At 69.5% G+C, this 14297-nt stretch carries 12 protein-coding genes; 5 read left to right on the plus strand and 7 right to left on the minus strand.

From position 1 onward, the window contains the following. Positions 1-4: 4 nt before the first annotated feature. Positions 5-484: an RICIN domain-containing protein gene (locus IE325_RS21620; protein ID WP_190071609.1), complete on the minus strand. Its 480-nt coding sequence runs from the start codon at positions 482-484 to the stop codon at positions 5-7. Between the two features lie 366 nt (positions 485-850). Here IE325_RS21620 and IE325_RS21625 point away from each other — a divergent pair, with 366 nt between their 5' ends. Continuing rightward, complete coding sequence (locus IE325_RS21625) at positions 851-1819, plus strand: DUF8686 domain-containing protein (protein WP_190071610.1); 969 nt, start codon at positions 851-853, stop codon at positions 1817-1819. Between the two features lie 35 nt (positions 1820-1854). Continuing rightward, positions 1855-2721, plus strand: coding sequence for a trypsin-like serine peptidase (locus tag IE325_RS21630; RefSeq protein ID WP_229911916.1), 867 nt, complete (start codon positions 1855-1857; stop codon positions 2719-2721). Positions 2722-2728: 7 nt separating this feature from the next. Here the strand turns inward: IE325_RS21630 and IE325_RS21635 are convergent, their stop codons facing one another. Continuing rightward, on the minus strand, positions 2729-3637 hold the full coding sequence (locus tag IE325_RS21635; RefSeq protein ID WP_190071612.1) for a DUF4344 domain-containing metallopeptidase: 909 nt from the start codon (positions 3635-3637) through the stop codon (positions 2729-2731). Positions 3638-3757: 120 nt separating this feature from the next. Then, positions 3758-4852, minus strand: coding sequence for a S1 family peptidase (locus tag IE325_RS21640; RefSeq protein WP_190071613.1), 1095 nt, complete (start codon positions 4850-4852; stop codon positions 3758-3760). Positions 4853-5164: 312 nt separating this feature from the next. On the opposite strand from IE325_RS21640, the gene IE325_RS21645 reads away from it, so the two are divergent. Further along, entirely contained in the window at positions 5165-5524 is a 360-nt protein-coding gene (locus IE325_RS21645) for a four-helix bundle copper-binding protein (RefSeq protein WP_190071614.1), read from the plus strand. Between the two features lie 66 nt (positions 5525-5590). Here the strand turns inward: IE325_RS21645 and IE325_RS21650 are convergent, their stop codons facing one another. Further along, positions 5591-6880 (minus strand): LCP family protein, encoded by a 1290-nt coding sequence (locus IE325_RS21650; protein ID WP_190071615.1) that lies wholly within the window; start codon positions 6878-6880, stop codon positions 5591-5593. A gap of 119 nt (positions 6881-6999) precedes the next feature. Between IE325_RS21650 and IE325_RS21655 the strand changes: the two genes are divergently transcribed. Then, positions 7000-7557: an acyl-CoA thioesterase gene (locus IE325_RS21655; RefSeq protein ID WP_229911909.1), complete on the plus strand. Its 558-nt coding sequence runs from the start codon at positions 7000-7002 to the stop codon at positions 7555-7557. Between the two features lie 121 nt (positions 7558-7678). Here IE325_RS21655 and IE325_RS21660 read toward each other — a convergent pair whose 3' ends face one another. Then, positions 7679-9133: an LCP family protein gene (locus tag IE325_RS21660; RefSeq protein ID WP_190071617.1), complete on the minus strand. Its 1455-nt coding sequence runs from the start codon at positions 9131-9133 to the stop codon at positions 7679-7681. A 141-nt stretch (positions 9134-9274) separates the two neighbouring features. On the opposite strand from IE325_RS21660, the gene IE325_RS21665 reads away from it, so the two are divergent. Beyond that, positions 9275-10303, plus strand: coding sequence for a glycosyltransferase family 2 protein (locus IE325_RS21665; protein ID WP_190071618.1), 1029 nt, complete (start codon positions 9275-9277; stop codon positions 10301-10303). Positions 10304-10317: 14 nt separating this feature from the next. Here IE325_RS21665 and IE325_RS21670 read toward each other — a convergent pair whose 3' ends face one another. After that, positions 10318-11898 (minus strand): LCP family protein, encoded by a 1581-nt coding sequence (locus IE325_RS21670; RefSeq protein WP_190071674.1) that lies wholly within the window; start codon positions 11896-11898, stop codon positions 10318-10320. A gap of 401 nt (positions 11899-12299) precedes the next feature. Further along, positions 12300-14087 (minus strand): LCP family protein, encoded by a 1788-nt coding sequence (locus IE325_RS21675; RefSeq protein ID WP_190071619.1) that lies wholly within the window; start codon positions 14085-14087, stop codon positions 12300-12302. Positions 14088-14297: the final 210 nt, after the last annotated feature.

The following is a 14297-nucleotide window of genomic DNA, read 5'->3' on the forward strand; positions in this document are numbered from 1 at the left end:
TCGGCTACCCCTCGTCCTCCGACGACGGATAGACCCGCCACAGTTGCGAGAGGTTCGGGCCGCCCCACATCCGGGTCAGGCCCACCAGCCGGTCGTTGCCCTGGAGGTGGTCGGCGATGGCCAGGGCGTAGCGCGGGTGCACGACGGAGACCAGGTAGAAGTCATTGCCGCGGTCCGCGTGGGAGACCAGCCGCCAGTGCTGGTTGAGGCTGTCCGTGCGCTCCCGGAGGGTCACGGTGTCGGGCGGGTTGGCCCCCACCGTGAGACAGCGCCGGTTGGCGTACGACTCGATCCGCACCGTGCCGTTCGCGTTCGCCGGCAGGAACCACCGATGTGAGGTGTTGTCCTTGGCGAATGGGTCCTGTGCCCAGGTCTGGGTGTGGTTGCCGACACCGTCGTGCCAGTCGTTGCACATGAAGTAGGTGCCGGTGACGTGGTGGGTCATCGTCACCGATCCACCCGCGAGCAGTACGAGATCCGTCAAGTCAGTGCTCCTCGTCCTTGAGAGTCCGTCACGGGAGAGGGCGCCCCTGAACCGACCCTAGGCACCCGGCTGTTGTCCGACACCCCGGCGAACCGGACGTTTCACGAGGCCAGGGCCTGTCCGGTAGGCCCTCGAACGCATGGACGGCACCGCACGAACCGGCTGACCGCACGTCACCCACATGCCACTCATCCGGCGCGGCGACGGCGCGGCGCACCCCGGGATTCGAACGGGCGGTGCGGGACTCACGGGCGGGCCGAAGGGGCAAGACCGGGAAACCGGAAGGCGCCGCGCCGAAACGGCTGGCTCATGCACCGCGGTCCCGCTCCTGTGGCGGCGCACCGCGATCCTGCCGAGGATCTGACCATGGCCGCTCACCGCACCAGGTCCCGCACCCGCCGGTCCACATGGCTGTGGGGTGCGGCGGGCTTCCTGGCGCTGGCGGCGCTCGTGGGCGCGGGGACCGGCCTCTACTTCAGCGAACGGGACGCGCGACAGCGTCCCCTCACCGCGGGCGCCACCGGCCACGGCCGGATCGAGGTGCTGGCCGACGTGGAGAAGACGGACCCCGACGAGCGCACGGCCACGGTCCAGCTGAGTGTGGCGGCGACCGGTGAGTACGCCGACCCGGACGGTACGCATGCCCCGGCCAAGGACGTCACGGTCCACACCAACTCGGCGCTCCAGCCCGAGGTGACGTTCGCCGCGGAAGGCGTCGGCGGGGTCAAGAGCGTGGTGGTTCCCCTGGAGTCGGGCACGTCGTCGGACTATCCCTTCGACCGCTACGACGTCAGCCTCGTCGTCGCCACCACCATCGGCGGTGTCTTGACCCCCACCCGCCTGGTGCTGCGCGACGAGGATCCGCGCTTCACCCTGCGCCGGGCCGCGGTCGTCGCCGACGAGCAATTCGCGGCCGTGCGGGTGCGGGCGATGAGGTCGCGCAGCACCTTCATCATGGCCTGGTTCATGATCGGCGCCATGTGGGCCATTGCGCTGGCCGTTCTGCTGGCGTGCCATCTCGTCGTACGCCAACGCCGCGGCATGGTCTGGGGTGCCCTCGGCTGGATGGCGGGCACCCTCTTCGCCCTGGTCGGCCTCCGCAACGCGGCACCCGGCAGTCCCCCCAACGGCTGCGTCCTGGACTACGCGGCCTTCTACTGGGCCGAGGCCCTGATCGCGCTGAGCCTGACGCTGTTGGTGTTCTACGGGATCGTGACCGAGCACGATCACGGGGGGCCGTTGCCCGCGCGGGGCGGTGGGGGCGCGGTGCGGCCACGGCGGTTGCGGGTCCGGGTACGGCGGCCTGCGGGACGGCGGACCTCGACGCGCGGCTGACCCGGGATTCGCCTACCGTCGGAAGGGTGCGAGGTATGTATCGGCTCGTCGCGCCCATGCTGGCGGTCGCCTCTGTCGTGGCGGTCGCCGCCGGGACCGTACCCCCCACTGACACGGCGATCAGCACGGTGAAGTTCACCGCGGCCGAACGCCGCGAGACGATGGCGTACTGGACGCCGGAGCGGATGCGCGCGGTGGGCGCGTCCACCGAACTCGGCCACGACGCCGCGTCCGTCCGACCCTGGCGGGCTCCCGCGATGAAGACGGTGGGACGCCTCTTCCTCACCAACGAGAAGGGCCAGGACACCTACTGCACCGCCACCGCGGTCCGGAGCCGCAACCGCTCCACGGTGATGACGGCCGGGCACTGCGTACAACTGCCCGCGTCGCCGGAGAACCACTACAGCAACATGGTCTTCGTACCGGGCTACAACGAGGGCGAGCGCCCGTACGGCGTGTATGTGGTCCGGGCGATCGCGGTGCCGCGCAGTTGGGCTCAGGACGCGCGGAACGATGTGGCGGCGGTCGTGGTGGACGAGCGGCCGGGCGGGGAGTCGCTGACGGACGAGGTCGGTGAGCAGGCGGTGGCCTTCGACCGTGAGCCGGGCGCCACGGTGACCGTCTTCGGATACCCCGACAGCCAGGAGCAGCGCGGCGAACACCTCATGTACTGCGCGGGTACGACGTCGAAGGCTCCCGACGGCACCCAGCGCGTCCGCTGTCCGATGGAGGGCGGGTCCAGCGGTGGCCCGTGGCTGGCCGGATTCGACCGGAGGACGGGCCGGGGCACGCTGGTGTCGGTGAACAGCTTCGGCGACGCACCGGAGAACGGCACGGGGATGGACGGTGAGGTGCTGGGCGGGGCGGCGCGACAACTGCACGAGCGGGCGGAGGGATTGTGACCGCCCCTCAATCCTTGAGGTAGGGCTCGAGGAGGGTGCTCCACGCACGGGCGATCTTCGCGTACTCCTCGGGACACCGCTCGGCCCGCTCCTCGGGGAGCACACCGTCCGGGTTGCCCTCGCGCTTCACGATCCACTTGTACCGGCCGGGGTCCGAACCGTAGAGCCAGCAGGACCAGTTGTAGAACCGCTGGATGCTGAGCGAGTGTTCGTCGGCGTACTCGTCGGCGGGCATGTTCCCGGCCGACTCCGCCTCCGCGAGCCCGGACCAGGCGTTGATCGTGTCGATCGCGTACTGCTGGTGTTCGTCGTCGCCGCTGGCCAGCAGCAGGGCGGAGAGCTGGTCGACGGCGTCCTCCTCCTCGCCGGTGGCGGGCAGGTCGTACATGGCGATGAGGCCGTGGCCGAGCTCGTGCAGCAGGACGCCGTTGGTCAGGCCGACGAGGTCCTGCTCCACGGCGGCCTCGCGCTCCTTGGCGCTGCCCTCGGTCTCCTGCTCCTCGTAGATCTGCCGGAGGGTGTCGACGAACTCGTAGCAGTACGTGATGTCCTTCGTCTGCGGGTTCCAGAAGGCGTTGGCCTGTCCGCAGCTCTTCGCCCGCAGCGGCACGTCGTACGGCAGGGCGATGAGGTCGTCGGCGTAGTCCGACACGCCCTCAAGGGCCTTGGTGCGCTTGAGGAATGCCTCGGTCCGCCGGTCCGCGGGTTTCTCCGGCTTCTCGTACGACACCACGAGATCGCCGCGGTCGGCGGACGCAGACGGGGAGGTCGCCGGGCCGGCCTTGAACCGGCGCACCGTGTCCTCCGTGCTCGTCGTGGCCTCGCCGGAGCCGGACGAGCAGCCGGTGACAGCGGTGAGGGCCGCCCCGGCGAGCATGGCGCCTGCCCGGGCTCGGGCCTTCCTCACTGCTGTCACCGGCGGTCACCTCTCACGGTGCGGTCGGGTTCGGGACGTCTCCGCATCCACGGTGGCCGCGGGCCGGTGGCCGGGCAAACGGCGCGGGCCGAACGGGTGGCCCCCCCCTCGCCGGCCGGGTCAGTAGACCTCGGTGCCGCTCCAGGCGAGCGCCTCGTTGACCTGCTGGCCGAGGCTGTCGCAGCCGTCGTTCCAGGTGATCTTGCCGGAGTTCAGGCCGAGCGCCGCGTCGCCGTGGAAGACCGGGCCGCCGCTGTCGCCGCCTTCGATGCAGTTGGTCCACCGGAACAGGCCGCCCACATTGCCGTCGCCGTAGTTGGCGGTGACGTTCTTCTGCAGCACATAGCCGCAGATGTAGCCCGTCTTCCAGCCGCTGCTGCACAGGTATTCGTCGGCGCCGGGGTCACGGGAGTGCGTGATGTCCTGATAGCTGCCGTTGTGCAGATAGACGTTGCCCGGCTTGCCGATGTCGGCGTTGTAGTGCCGTATCAGGCCGTAGTCGTTGGCGGGGTAGGAGCCGCCGGCCTCGTAGCCGAGGTAGACGCCCGCGCCGTTGCGCCAGTCGGCGACCCCGGCCGCTTTGTACAGGCAGTGGCCCGCGGTGAGGAACCACAGCGAGTTCGGGTCGCTCTTCTTGCGGACGTTGAAGCCCAGCGAGCAGTCGACCAGGCCGTTGGAGCTCTCGATGAAGTTGCCGCCGGAGATGGTCTTCTCCAGCCTGCCGTCCGCCCGCGTCACCCGCACCGTGGAGCCGAAGGGCTCGGCGGTGCGCAGCAGACGGGCGTAGTCGGCGGCGGAGACGGTCGCGTCCGCCTGGACGTCGACCCGGTTCGCCTTCACATCCGTGCCCCAGGTGGTGCCGGGGATGGAGATCGACTTGTTGAACGCGTCGGTGACGGCGTCCAGTTCGGCCATGCTGTGCGTCACGCGCCGGGCGATGCCGCCCGCCTCGCGCACCTCGCCCGCGGCGGCCTCGTCGGTGACGTTGACCACGAGCCGGTCGGTCTCCCGGTCGACATAGAAGCCGCCGGTGCGGGACGCGCCGAGCTCGTCGGACAGCGCGGTCGCCGAACGGCCGCTGATGCCGCCGGCGACGGGGATGTCATGGGGGTCGGGTGCCGCGAACGCGTCGGACGGGCTCAACAATGTGCCGGCGAACAGCAGCGCCGCAGCCAGAGGGCTCAGTGCGGCACGCCGTGACCATGAAGATCTCAAGGCGGAATCCTTCTACGCGAGGACAGCGGAAAGTGTTCGCACACACTTGCGACCCAAGAAACGTAGCCGGAGTGATCGTCCGCGGGCGGAACGCGGAGATGACGATCAGGTGATCAGCGGGTGGCGGCCAACCCTCCCTGGAATCAGGCGACTTGAGCCGTACGCCGCCGGGAGCCCGGCACCCGGCGCCCCGATCCCCGTGGACCCGCCCCGCGGAATGTGTACGTCCGCCCGATGGCGCGCGGCGGCGGGTGGGCGTAGGACGGAAGGGCACGGGGCCCGCCCCGGGCTCCCGCACCACCAGGAGGAGCCATGACCCAGCAGGGAATGACGACGATGAGCAAGGAGATGCAGGACTGCGTCGAGGCGTGCATGAACTGCCACAGCGTGTGCGAGGAGACCATGAGCTCCTGCATGCAGATGGGCGGTCAGGCCCAGATGCAGATCATGCGCGCGCTCATGGACTGCGCCGAGACGACCCGTATGTGCGCGGACATGATGATGCGCCGCTCGCCCATGTCGGCCGAGATGTGCGCGATGTGCGCCAGGGCCTGCGAGATGTGCGCCGAAGCGTGTATGTCCATGCCGGACGACCCGCAGATGATGCGCTGCGCCGAGGCGTGTCGCCGCTGCGCCGAGTCCTGTCGCTCGATGGCGGGCGCCACGATGTGAAGCCGTAGGCCGAACAACACTCAAGGGCACCCGACGGGGTGCCCTTGAGGTGTGGGAGACGGCTTCTCACTTGTCCGAGACGGTCACCGTCTCGTCGTTCTTCAGCTGCTCGACCAGCGTCTTCACCTTCGCCTTGTCCCAGACGAGGTTGCCTCCGGAGGAGCCGGAGACCGGCATGTTCATGGACTTGCCGTCGCCGCCGTTCACGCTCTTCATCGCCCAGAACATGGAGGCCAGGTCCCACAGGCCCATGTCCTTGTCGACGATCAGCGAGTCGAGGCCGGCGCTCATCGTGGGGTAGAGCTTGAAGGGGTTGAGGACCGTGCTCGGGGTGGCGACCTGGCTGGCGAGCGCGTTGAGGAACTTCTGCTGGTTCTTCGTGCGGTCCAGGTCGGAGCCGGCCAGCGCGTACCGGGTGCGGACGAACGCGAGCGACTGCTCGCCGTTCAGGGTCTGCTTGCCCTTCTTGAAGTCCGCGCCGGACTTGGAGTCCTTGATGTCCTGCGGGATGTCCATCTCGACGCCGCCGACCGCGTCCACGATGTTCGCGAAGCCGGCGAAGCCGATCTCGACGTAGTGGTCGATGTGCAGACCGGTGTTGAACTCGACCGTGCGCACCAGGAGCGTGGGCCCGTCCTCGGCGTAGGCCGCGTTCAGCTTCGTGTGCCGGCCCGTGCCCTTGAAGGTCTTGCCGGACTCCGAGCCCACATACGTCGGGATCTCCACGTCCGAGTCACGGGGGAGGGAGACCAGCGTGTCGCCGTTGCTGCCGACGTGCAGCAGCATCATGGAGTCGGTGCGCTTGCCGTCGGCGGAACCGGTGTGCAGTTCCTTCTTCTGTTCGGCCGTCATGCCCTCGCGGCTGTCGGAACCGACGATCAGATAGTTGGTGCCCTCGCCGGCCTCCGGCCGCTCTATGACCTTCGACAGGTCGACATCGCGGTTGAGCTTGGAGTCGGCCCAGAAGTAGGTGGCGACGCTCGTCACGACCAGCACCGTCACCAGCGTGATCGAGGCCACCTTGAACCGGCGCCGCCAGTTCGGCGCGGGCCGCGGCTCGCGCATCCCCGTGTCATCGCGGCCACCCCCGGATCCGCCGCCGTAGACCTGGCCGGTGTTGTAGCCGCTGTCGTACCCGTCGTCGTAGGACGTGTCGTCGCCGTAGCCGCCGTGGCCCTGGCCGTTCACATACGACTGCTGGCGCGGCACCCCGCCATAGCCCTGGCCGGGCGGCGGCGCCTGGCCGCGACGGACCTGCCGCATCACGCGCGCGCCCTCGGGCTGCGCGCTCCCGCTGCCGCGTCCGTAACGGCTGCCGCGGTTGTCGTCGGACCATGCCTGGGGCCAGTCATTCATGCGCCCCAGTGTGCAGGGCATGGCCAGGTGTCTTACAAGGTTCGGCGGAAAATAGGGTCACGGCTGTTGCGAAGCCAACACAAAGTCCGCGAATGTCAGGTCGGCATAAGGTGGAGGTCATGACAGACCAGGTCACCGACGCGGAGTCGGGCACTCCGGATATCCCGGGCAAGCCGACGTCGGCCTCCCGCACCACTCTCAGCCACATCATGACCCACAACGACACCAACCTTCTCGGGACGGTGCACGGCGGTGTGATCATGAAACTCGTCGACGACGCGGCGGGCGCCGTGGCCGGCCGTCACTCCGGCGGCCCCGCCGTCACCGCGTCCATGGACGAGATGGCCTTCCTCGAGCCGGTCCGTGTCGGCGACCTCGTCCATGTGAAGGCCCAGGTCAACTGGACCGGCCGGACCTCGATGGAGGTCGGCGTACGCGTCCTCGCCGAGCGCTGGAACGAATCGGCGCCGCCCACCCAGGTCGGCTCGGCCTACCTGGTGTTCGCGGCCGTCGACGCCGACGGCAAGCCGCGCCGAGTGCCGCACGTCATACCGGAGACCGAACGCGACAAGCGGCGGTACCAGGAGGCCCAGATCCGGCGGACGCATCGGCTGGCGCGCCGCCGCGCCATCATGGAGCTGCGGGAGAAGCGGGCGGCGGAGGGGTTCGAGGACTGAGAGAGGGCGGGGAGGGGGCGCGGAGGGCTGTCCGCACACGCCCCCGACTGTTACATACGCCCCGCCCCGCATCGAGCCCTGCGCCGAGCCCTGCCCCGCCCCGCGCCGAGCCCCGTCCCACTCACGAGCACCCCGTCTCGTCCCCGCGCACCACGGTGGAGTGCCCCTGGGCCGGATCCTCGGCGCGTACCTTCCGTACCTGCCGGAAGTCGGCCCCGACGATCACCTTGAGCGTCGGCCCCAGCCCCTTCACGGCCCGCAGCTCGCTGCCGGGCAGCGCGGCCGCCAGGGACCTCGCCGAGCGGTCCCAGCCGGGGTCATGGGCGACGACCGTGCGCTTGAGGCCCCGGTCCTCCGCGAACACCGGGCTTCCCGTGGTGTCGAAGCCCGTCGCCGCCAGCGCGGCGTCCACGCGCTTGCCGAGGCCGTTCTCCTTGGTGCCGTTCTCCACCTGGACATGGATCTGCCCAGGGTCGACCTCGACGGGGACGGTCCTACGCTTCGGGCGGTGCGTGGCCAGCGGTTTGTCCTCGCGCAGGGCCCGGAAGAGCCGTTCGGACCGTGCGGTGTCCCACTTCACGGTGGAGCCGACGCCCTTCACGTCGTACTCCAGATCGCCGATCGGCACGGTCGTGAACTCCGACGACGACGGCGAGAAGTTCCGCATCGCACGCCCGAGGTCGAGCAACTCGCCCGTACCGAACCCCTTGTCGGCCCGTACCGAGCCGAGCACCGCCCGCGTCACGTCCCGGAACCGCATGGGATTCAGCAGGATCCCGGACGACGTGGCCCGCTCGATCAGCGCCGCCATGAACCGCTGCTGCCGCTGCACCCGCCCCAGGTCCGAGTCGCTGTCGACATGCCGCGCCCGCACGAACTGCAGCGCCTGACCGCCCATCAGCCGGTGTGAGCCGGCCGGCAGGTCGAGACCGGTGTACGAGTCCTGCAGATCCTCGGCGGTGCAGATCCGCACGCCGCCGAGGACGTCCACCGTCTTCATGAAGCTGGTGAAGTCGACCTCCAGATAGTGGTCGATCTTGACGTGCGTCATGTGCTCGACGGTGCGCACGGTGAGGTTCGGACCGCCCTCCGCGTACGCCGCGTTGATCTTGATGGGGTGGGTCTCGCCACTGTCGTCCTCTGGCACCTCGGCGTACGAGTCGCGCGGCAGGCTCACCACACTCGCCCGCTCCCGGTCCGCCGAGATGTGCACGATCATGATCGTGTCGGTGCAGTGGCACGGGGCGCCGCCCAGCTTGTACTTGCGGCGCTCCTCGTCGCTGATGCGGTCGCGGCCGTCCGTGCCGACGAGCAGGACGTTCATCCCGTGCCCGGCCTGCGGCCGGTTCTTCATGTCCTTGAACGGGTCCACGCGCTCGATCTTCGCGTCCAGGCTGGTGACCACCGCGTGCCCGATGCCGGCGGAGGCGAGCACCACGACGGACAGTGTCGTCACCGCGCGCATGGCCCAGCGTGGCCGCCTGCGCCGCGCTGGAGCGACCGGCCGCTCGCCGACGCGGGACGGCTGCGGGCGTCGCTGCGCGGGGGACGGGGAGCGGCGGGGCGGCGTGGGCATGAGGCGATACCTCCGCGAGGGCTTGCCCTAGGTCGTACGTGGGATCCGGGTAGCACCGTAGGGCCATACGATCTGCTGCCCGGAGCACCGGCCCCGGCGGGGCGCACCGGTGTCCCCCGTTCGCGGTAACGTGAGGCCCCTATGAACGCCAATCCCGACGTGCAGCCCTCCGCCGTGTCCGTGATCATGCCCGTCCTCAATGAGGAGCGGCATCTGCACGGCGCCGTCCGAGCGATCCTGGCGCAGGAGTACGCCGGCGAGATGGAGGTCGTGATCGCCCTCGGTCCGTCGACGGACCGTACGGACGAGATCGCGGCTCAGCTCGTCGCCGAGGACTCCCGGGTCGTCACGGTCCCGAACCCGACCGGCCGCACCCCCGCCGCCCTCAACGCCGCGATCAAGGCCTCCCGCCATCCGATCGTCGTCCGCGTCGACGGCCACGGCATCCTCTCCCCGAACTACATCGCCACCGCCGTACGCCTCCTGGAGGAGACCGGCGCGCAGAACGTCGGCGGCATCATGCACGCCGAGGGCGAGAACGACTGGGAGCACGCCGTCGCCGCCGCGATGACCTCGAAGATCGGCGTCGGCAACGCGGCCTTCCACACCGGCGGCGCCGCCCAGCAGGCCGAGACCGTGTACCTCGGGGTGTTCCGCCGCGAGGCGCTGGAGCAGCAGGGCGGGTACAACGAGGAGTTCATCCGCGCCCAGGACTGGGAGCTCAACTTCCGGATCCGCGAGGCGGGCGGGCTGATCTGGTTCTCACCCGAGCTGAAGGTGTCGTACCGCCCGAGGCCGAGCGTGAAGGCCCTCGCCAAGCAGTACAAGGACTACGGCCGCTGGCGGCATGTCGTCGCCCGCTACCACTCCGGCTCCATCAACCTGCGCTACCTCGCCCCGCCCACGGCGGTCTGCGCCATCGCGGCCGGTCTGGTGGCCGGGGCCTTGGTCACCCCCTGGGCCCTGGTGATCCCCGGCGGCTACCTCGCGGCGATCGTCGCGGGGTCCGTCCCCGCCGGCAAGGGGCTGCCGCTGAAGGCCCGCCTCCAGATCCCTGTCGCCCTCGCGACCATGCACATGTCGTGGGGCTACGGCTTTCTGACCAGCCCGCGTGCGCTGGCGCGGAAGGTCATCGCGTCGCGGCGGCCGGCTGTCCTCAGCGAGAGCTGAGAACAGCCGGACGACTACCAGCGGTAGGGCGCGTACACATCCATGCACGGGCTGCTGTCCGACCCGTTGATGGCGTCGGCGTTGTCGGGGATGTCCCCGGCCTTCGGCGCCGACTGCTTGGGGTAGGCCGTCCCCGTACGCCAGTCGGCGCCCACGACGAGGGTGACCCCGGAGACGTCGGTGGTCCGCTTCACCGAACTGGTGGGAATCCCCAGCGACTTGGCGACCCGCTGGGCGTCGCCCTCCAGGTCCGCGCTGGGGTAGCGGACGACCGTCTTGTCCACGCTGATCGCCGCCGAGGGATCAGCCACCGCCTGTGCGAAACCCTTGCCGACGAGCTCCTGGGCGATCGCGCGCGCCCGCCCGGACACCGGTCCCTCCGTGCTGGTCCGCGTGCCGTTCTGCACCTGTACGGCGATCTTGTCGTCGGCCGCCGCCGGGTCCTTGGAGGCCTTCTCCTCGGTCTTCGCCTTCTTGTCCGAGTCGGTGCCGTTGGCGTCGAACGGCACGTCGTCGCGGAGCATCGCCCACACCTTCTCGGCGTCGGCGCCGGCCGGCACCACATGGTTGGCGTCCTGCGGGTCCTGCACGTTCGGCATCGTCGTCATGGTGAGGCGGTTCGTCGGCACCGTCTTGAGCTGCATGCCCAGGTCGTACAGCTTCTTGACCGTACCGATCTCCTCGGAGACCGTCAGTGACTTCGTGGCCGCCTCGGCCAGGCCCATCAGCCTGCCGGTGTCGGTGAAGACGTTCTGGTCCTTCAGCGTGCGGATCATCGAGTTCATGTACATGTGCTGGGCCCTGGCCCGCAGGAGGTCACTGCCCCAGGCATGGCGCGTGCGCAGCCACTGGAGTGCCTGCTCGCCCTCGACCTTGCGCGTGCCGGCCTTCATCTTCAGGCCGGAACCCCCGCGGTCCCACACGTTCTGGTTCACACAGACCTCGACCCCGCCGATGGCGTCCGCCATGCTCACGACGCCCGCGAAGTCGATGGTCATCCAGTGGTCGATGTACACCCCGGTGAGGTTCTGCCAGGTGGCCAGGGTGCAACCGGCTCCGCCGCGGGCCAGCGACTCGTTGATGATCTTGTTGGTCGCCTGATAGGTCTTGCCGGTCTCCGGGTCCGTGCACTTGGGGATGTCGACCCGGGTGTCGCGCGGGATGCTCACCACCGCGGCGCTCTTGCGGTCGGCGGACAGGTGGATGAGCATCTGCACATCGCCCAGCGGAGGGTTGCCGCGGTTGTCCCTGCTGCCGCCCAGCGCCACGTTCTCGTCGGAGTTACGGCTGTCGGAGCCGATCAGCAGGATGTTCAGCGGCGTCTGTCCGGCCGCGTTGGCCGCGGTCTTCTGCGCCTTCGAGTCGCCGCTGCTGCGCTCGCCCTTCTCGATGTTGCCGTTCAGGTGCTGGTAGTACAGGTATCCGGCGCCGCCGGTGCCCAGTATCACCACCGCCAGAACCGTCGCCGACCAGCGCAGGGCGCGCCGTCCACGGCGTCCGCCGCCGCGGCCGCGGCCGCCCCTGGAACCCCCGCCGGCGTGCCGGCCGCTCCGGTCGGGCGGCGTGTCCTGGTCGGTCTGCGGGGTGAGCGACATGGTGTCGTCCACCGCGGCGGCCTCCCCACGCACACTGCTCTGCGCCAACTCTTCGCCCTTCCCCGCCCTTTGCCCGACATGGCCGCGCCGCGCGCCGGACCTCCCCGTCCGATGCGGAGCGAACCCTGCCAGACCTGCCTGTCCGACACCGGTTCGCAACCTGTCAGACCCCTATGGGCCCGAGCCAGGTTGGCCACGCGTCGGCAAAATCACACCGGGTACGGCCGCGTGGGGTGTCCGGCCAACGTTCGCTGACACAAGCGTGTCGTGTGTCAGACCAACGAGTGGCGGCCACGGTTGCGTTCCGCACGCCGCGGATTTCCGTACGGACTCCGTACGGGCCCCGCGTGGAACGGGCCCGCCCGACCGCAAGTCGGCGGCAGGGCAGGCCCGTTGAGCCGCTACTTCGCGCACTCGACCTTGTCGGCGGTGGACTTCTCCACGTCCGGCGCCTTCGTCGGCGCGGTGAGCGAGACCCCCGCACCCTTGAAGTCCTTGCCCAGCGTCAGCGTCATCGTGGGCAGGCCCTGGGAGTTGGTCACGCTCTTGCCGGGCTTCATCGCGGACCCCGACAGGCCCATGATGTCGGCGAGCCGACGCGCCTGGTCCGCCTGGTCCGGCGCGTACTCCAGCGTCGTCTTCGCGAGCGCAGCCGGGGCGTTGCCCGCGTTCTCGGACTTCTCCACGCCCTCCTCGGTCTGCAGCCAGGCCAGGGTCTCCTGGGCGCTGCCCGCGGGGGCGCCGCCGTTGAAGACCTGCACCCGCACCTCGGAGGGGTCGGCCTTGGTGCCCTTGAGCCGGGCGGCCACGGCGGCGGCCTCCTTCTGCTTCTGCTGCTTGACCGCGGTGAAGGAGACGTCGTTCTGGATCGCCTGGAAGACCTGGGGAGCCGTGGTCGGGTTCACCACGACCGTCGCCCTGACCTTCTCCGTCGGGTTGTCGATCACCGGAACCGTCGTGAAGGTCAGGTTCTTGGTGTTGAGCTTGCCCAGCTCCAGACCCAGATCCTTCAGCTTGTCGATGCTGTCCAGCTGGGAGTCGACGGTCAGCGCCTTGGTGCCCGCCTCCGCCAGCTTGATCATCTTGGTCGGGCTGGTGAGCGTGTCGTTCGACTTCAGCTTGCGCATCAGCGCGCTCAGGAACTGCTGCTGCAAGGCGATCCGGCTCAGGTCGCCGCCGGTGCCGACGGCATGCCGGGTACGGACGAAGGCCAGCGCCTGCTCGCCCTCGATCTTGTGCTCGCCCTTGGGGAGGTCGAGCTTGGAGTCGGGGTCGTTGATGTCCTTGGCCAGACACACCTCGACACCGCCGACCGCCGTCGTCAGCGTCTTCACCGCGTTGAAGTCGGCCACCATGAAGTTGTCCGGCTTGATCCCAGTCAGCTCGGTGACCGTCCGCGCGGTGCAGCTGGGCGTACGTTCCTCCTGGCCCAGGCTGGTGTTGAAGCGGACGCCCGTCTCGCCCGGGATGACCTTCTGGGAGCCGTCCTCCTGCGTCGTCGGGCAGTCCGGGATGTCCACGATCAGGTCACGCGGGATGCTCAGCGCGGTCGCGTTCGAGCGGTCCTTGGAGACGTGCAGCAGGATCGTGGTGTCCGCGTGTCCCGCGCTGCCCGAGTCGCCGTACTTGTCGTTGCCCGCGCCGGTGCGCTTGTCCGTGCCGATCAGCAGGATGTTGATGGCCTTGTCCTTGCTGAAGCCACCGGTGCTCGCGCCGTCGTCGTTCACGGACTGGATGTTGTCGTTGAGGTGCTCGATATAGAGATACGCGCCCGCCGCGGCGGCGACCACCACGAACGCCATGATGCCGCCGGTCCAGAGCACGGCCTTCTTCGCCTTGCTCTTCTTCTTCACCGGCCGCCGGCCGCGCCGCCCCGGCGGTGGCTCCTCGGGCGCCCCCCTGCGCCTTCGCTGGGCCGGCACCTCACGGCCCGGTGTCTGACGGGTCTCGCGTCCCGGTGCGGCGGTACGACTGCGCACCGCTCCCTGGGCGCCCGCGGCGCCCTGAGCGGTGGAACCGGCCGCACGGGATGCGGCGCCGGTCCGGGAAGCGGCTCTGCGGGGTCCGGGAACCGATGACTGCGGTGCGGAATTACTCAGTCGCAGTTCGTATTCACCGGTGTTCGGATTGAGCACCCACTGGTCTGCGGGATCGATGTCATCCGCCCGCCCACGGCCTTGCGCGTCCACGGTTGTCTGAATCCTCCGTCGGGGCCACGCGGCGCCTACCCCCTCCAAGGCGCTCGGGTCTCTTTCGGTCAAACAGTGCGCAAGCCTAAGTACGGCAGGGAGCACCGGATCGCTCACACTATCCGCCCAGTTCAGCGTGGAGCGACGACGGTGACAAATTCCACGTCCCTACAACTGGGCAATCCGCCGCATTTCTTTGGAGTGGGGTTC

It is taken from the genome of Streptomyces lanatus (assembly GCF_014655715.1).
GTDB classification, from domain to species: Bacteria; Actinomycetota; Actinomycetes; order Streptomycetales; family Streptomycetaceae; genus Streptomyces; species Streptomyces lanatus.

Excerpts from the sequence above, each read along its gene's own strand:
- IE325_RS21660 (WP_190071617.1), bottom strand. The coding sequence starts at position 9,133 with ATGCCCACGCCGCCCCGCCGCTCCCCGTCCCCCGCGCAGCGACGCCCG.
- IE325_RS21630 (WP_229911916.1), top strand. The coding sequence starts at position 1,855 with ATGTATCGGCTCGTCGCGCCCATGCTGGCGGTCGCCTCTGTCGTGGCG.
- IE325_RS21655 (WP_229911909.1), top strand. The coding sequence starts at position 7,000 with ATGACAGACCAGGTCACCGACGCGGAGTCGGGCACTCCGGATATCCCG.
- IE325_RS21645 (WP_190071614.1), top strand. The coding sequence starts at position 5,165 with ATGACCCAGCAGGGAATGACGACGATGAGCAAGGAGATGCAGGACTGC.
- IE325_RS21625 (WP_190071610.1), top strand. The coding sequence starts at position 851 with ATGGCCGCTCACCGCACCAGGTCCCGCACCCGCCGGTCCACATGGCTG.
- IE325_RS21670 (WP_190071674.1), bottom strand. The coding sequence starts at position 11,898 with ATGTCGCTCACCCCGCAGACCGACCAGGACACGCCGCCCGACCGGAGC.
- IE325_RS21665 (WP_190071618.1), top strand. The coding sequence starts at position 9,275 with ATGAACGCCAATCCCGACGTGCAGCCCTCCGCCGTGTCCGTGATCATG.
- IE325_RS21650 (WP_190071615.1), bottom strand. The coding sequence starts at position 6,880 with ATGAATGACTGGCCCCAGGCATGGTCCGACGACAACCGCGGCAGCCGT.